The organism is Chamaesiphon polymorphus CCALA 037 (genome assembly GCF_003003845.1).
GTDB lineage: Bacteria > Cyanobacteriota > Cyanobacteriia > Cyanobacteriales > Chamaesiphonaceae > Chamaesiphon > Chamaesiphon polymorphus.
Map to the genome: position 1 here is coordinate 1 of NZ_PVWO01000598.1, position 3,182 is coordinate 3,182.

Genomic DNA, 3,182 nt, shown 5'->3' on the forward strand with positions numbered 1-3,182 from the left:
GTCTTGCACTAATGTATATTTACTATTAGTGATGTGGATAGCCTAATTTTTGCTGTCTAGTAATAGTATCTATGTAAATCCGATCGGCAGCTAGCCAAGATACTACCAGATCTGACTAGATCGGCGATTATTACTGTTAAAAGCTCGACTACCGCCGATTGGTAGTCGAGCTATGATGTCGTACCTGAAGAGATCGAGCTTCAGGTGCGAATAATTACAAGAAATCTTCGGCTTTTTGCCACTGGAGTAGCCGATTTACAACTACCCGACCATAATTATCGATAACATACAGACGAATTGTGTGTGGATATTTAGGTTGCCAAGTGACGCGATATTTAGTACCTCGATTGTGCCAAGTATAAACCTGTTTGTTTCCAGCTTTATAAACATTACCACCAGCTAAATTTAGATAAGCTTGTGTATGTAGATTCGTGCCTCGATAATAATAGCGACCGTTTTGACGGTAGATATTTACAGACCAATCCGAATCGATAAAAAATCCTTCCAGATATTTGGCCGTGGCAATTTGGTTCTGAGCTGGTAGATTGTTGGCGGTGGCTGGAACTGTGGCTGCATTTGTCGCAGAAGAACCTAGCGTAGCCCCGATCGCGATCGAGGTAACTAGTAATTTGGCCAGATCGATCGGATTGGTAGATGGTTTGGATGTAGTAGACATGATTTTTGGGAGATTGAATAAGAGCAGCAGCTTTATCGATCGTGAAAAACACGATCGACATTTTTAAGCTGTTGATGAGATACACGTTCGGAATTTTGGGTTTATGCAGATGCGATCGATATGTTGTGGAAATTTTTTAGCGAGATCGAATATTTCACTAAAAATGGCTCGACTGGCAAACCCAGTCGAGCTACATTTGGATTAAATATCCTTCTCGCTATATTGGATGAAAGATTCCGTTTTACTATAGTAAAGTAATGAATCGACAACCCTTCTTTGAGAGAGAGCCTACAGGCTCAGTTTGTTAGACTAATTATTCGCTTCGCCAGATGTTTGCGATTCAATTCTTTTAACTAAATTCTCTTCCCAGTCAGGATCGCTGGGATCGATCGTTATCATCCGTCCTGATGCTTTCGATCGATCTACATACACATGAAACGCTGGAATATCTTCGCGATGAGTGAGTACATATTGACGTAGTTCATCAAGTTCCATCATTTCATAATTAGCTGATGTCATGGCTCATATCCTCCTGTTGGCTTAATCTCGAAATCACTCTCCCCTGCAAGCACGTACACATTCCCCGTCCGCTCATCAATTCTAACAAGTTGTATGGGTCTATATTGCCAGCCAGGATAGATTACGTTGGTCAATCGATAGCACAGTCGATAAAGACCTTGAGCTTGTTCGTTGTTGGGTTCCATTTTACGAGAATTTCTTGAACGCCAAGGTCACATTATGTCCGCCGAAGCCAAAGGAATTAGAAAGCGCGACATCCACTTTGGCGGCGCGGCTGACGTGGGGGACATAATCGAGATCGCAACCTTCTTCGGGAGTGTCGAGATTGATCGTGGGGGGGATGAGATCGTGATGGATGGCGAGGGCGGATGCGACGCCTTCGATGCCGCCTGCGCCGCCGAGGAGGTGTCCAGTCATCGATTTGGTAGAACTGACGGCAATCTTGTAAGCGTGGTCGCCGAGAGCCTTTTTGATGGCAGCGGTTTCGGTGGGGTCGTTGATGGGGGTGCTGGTGCCGTGGGCGTTGATATAGCTGACGGCTTCGGGTGCTAGTCCAGCATCTTTGAGACAGAGGGACATGGCGCGCGCGGCATCGATGCCGCCGGGGGTTTGTCCGGTCATGTGATAGGCGTCGCAGGTCATGGCGTAACCGACGATTTCGGCGTAGATTTTCGCGCCGCGATTTTGGGCGTGTTCGAGTTCTTCGAGGATGAGGATGCCAGAACCTTCACCCATGACAAAGCCATCGCGTCCGGTATCGAAGGGGCGACAAGCGTGGAGGGGGTCGTCGTTGCGGGTGGAGACGGCTTTACATGCGGCAAATCCGGCAATGCCCAGAGGGGTGATCGCAGCTTCTGTACCGCCGCAAATCATCGCTGTGGCGTAGTCGCCCTGGATTAGTCTAAAAGCTTCGCCGATGGCGTTTGCGCCTGCGGCACAGGCCGTTACGGTACAGCAGTTGGGGCCTTTGGCTCCAAATTCGATCGCGACGAGTCCGGCGGCCATATTGCCGATCATCATCGGAATCATGAATGGGCTACAACGGCTGGGGCCTTTGGTGAGATAAATTTCTTGTTGTTCTTCAAGGATTTTGAGGCCGCCGATGCCCGTACCGATAATAACACCCACGCGATCGGCATTCGAGCTATCGATCGTCAATCCCGAATCGGCAACGGCTTGTTTGGTGGCACAGACGGCTAGCTGGGCAAACCTGTCCATGCGTTTGGCTGCTTTCTTTTCTAGATACAGCAATGGGTCGAAATTTTTGAGTTCTCCGGCAATCCGACAGTCGTGTTTGGCTGCGTCAAAATGAGTAATCGCGCCAATCCCATTCCGTCCACTCACCAAGCCTTCCCAATATTCAGCCAGGGTGTTTCCAATGGGCGTAATCGCGCCTAAACCAGTAATAACAACACGTTTGCGGGATTGTGGATTGGAATTTGCCATGGTGGATATAGAGATGAGATGTGGGAGTGTGGAGGTGCTGGGGTGCCGTGGTGCTACATGCGGAGATTGGCTCCGCATCGCTACACCGCATAATTCATCTTCCGCGCAGCGGTACTAGCCGTGTTTGGCGTTGATGTAGTCAACTACTGATTGAACGGTTTGGAGTTTTTCGGCTTCCTCGTCGGGGATTTCGACATCGAATTCTTCTTCTAATGCCATGACGAGTTCGACTACATCTAGGGAATCGGCTCCTAAGTCGTCGGTAAAGTTGGCTTCTGGCGTAATTTTGGCAGCGTCTACTTCCAATTTATCTGCAATTACGGCTTGCACTTTCGCCAATACATCTGCGCTCATATGTGTTCCTTTTTACTTTTATAACGATAATCCAGCTCTGGCAACCGCTGGCGGCTGGCACAGTCTTTGGTTCTTGTAGCGTCTGGCTAGAAGAAGAGAAGGCAGGCCAATCGCCATCTAGGGTACGTCAATAGCACTCTACATCTTAATATGAAATTGCGCCAAAATAGGGGGTTGGGCTTTAGGC

At 48.4% G+C, this 3,182-nt stretch carries 5 protein-coding genes; all 5 read right to left on the bottom strand.

The window, feature by feature from the left end:
- Positions 1 to 214 precede the first annotated feature (214 nt).
- Positions 215 to 676 carry a hypothetical protein gene (locus C7B77_RS26915; protein ID WP_106312260.1) on the bottom strand — a complete coding sequence of 154 codons (462 nt, stop codon included), beginning with the start codon at positions 674 to 676 and terminating at the stop codon, positions 215 to 217.
- 309 nt (positions 677 to 985) lie between these two features.
- Positions 986 to 1,195 carry a DUF6887 family protein gene (locus tag C7B77_RS26920; protein ID WP_106312263.1) on the bottom strand — a complete coding sequence of 70 codons (210 nt, stop codon included), beginning with the start codon at positions 1,193 to 1,195 and terminating at the stop codon, positions 986 to 988.
- Positions 1,192 to 1,380, bottom strand: a complete 189-nt coding sequence (locus C7B77_RS31780; RefSeq protein ID WP_106312266.1) for a DUF6888 family protein — start codon at positions 1,378 to 1,380, stop codon at positions 1,192 to 1,194. The genes C7B77_RS26920 and C7B77_RS31780 overlap by 4 nt, the downstream gene beginning before the upstream one ends.
- A gap of 1 nt (position 1,381) precedes the next feature.
- A complete protein-coding gene (fabF, locus tag C7B77_RS26930; protein ID WP_106312269.1) occupies positions 1,382 to 2,641 on the bottom strand; it encodes a beta-ketoacyl-ACP synthase II in 1,260 nt (419 codons plus the stop codon).
- A 114-nt stretch (positions 2,642 to 2,755) separates the two neighbouring features.
- The gene (gene acpP, locus C7B77_RS26935; RefSeq protein WP_106312271.1) at positions 2,756 to 2,995 is read right to left on the bottom strand and encodes an acyl carrier protein; all 240 of its coding nucleotides are present in this window, start codon (positions 2,993 to 2,995) and stop codon (positions 2,756 to 2,758) included.
- Positions 2,996 to 3,182 lie beyond the last annotated feature (187 nt).

Coding starts and splice junctions, on each gene's coding strand:
- C7B77_RS26915 (WP_106312260.1), bottom strand. CDS start 676: ATGTCTACTACATCCAAACCATCTACCAATCCGATCGATCTGGCCAAA.
- fabF (WP_106312269.1), bottom strand. CDS start 2,641: ATGGCAAATTCCAATCCACAATCCCGCAAACGTGTTGTTATTACTGGT.
- C7B77_RS31780 (WP_106312266.1), bottom strand. CDS start 1,380: ATGGAACCCAACAACGAACAAGCTCAAGGTCTTTATCGACTGTGCTAT.
- acpP (WP_106312271.1), bottom strand. CDS start 2,995: ATGAGCGCAGATGTATTGGCGAAAGTGCAAGCCGTAATTGCAGATAAA.
- C7B77_RS26920 (WP_106312263.1), bottom strand. CDS start 1,195: ATGACATCAGCTAATTATGAAATGATGGAACTTGATGAACTACGTCAA.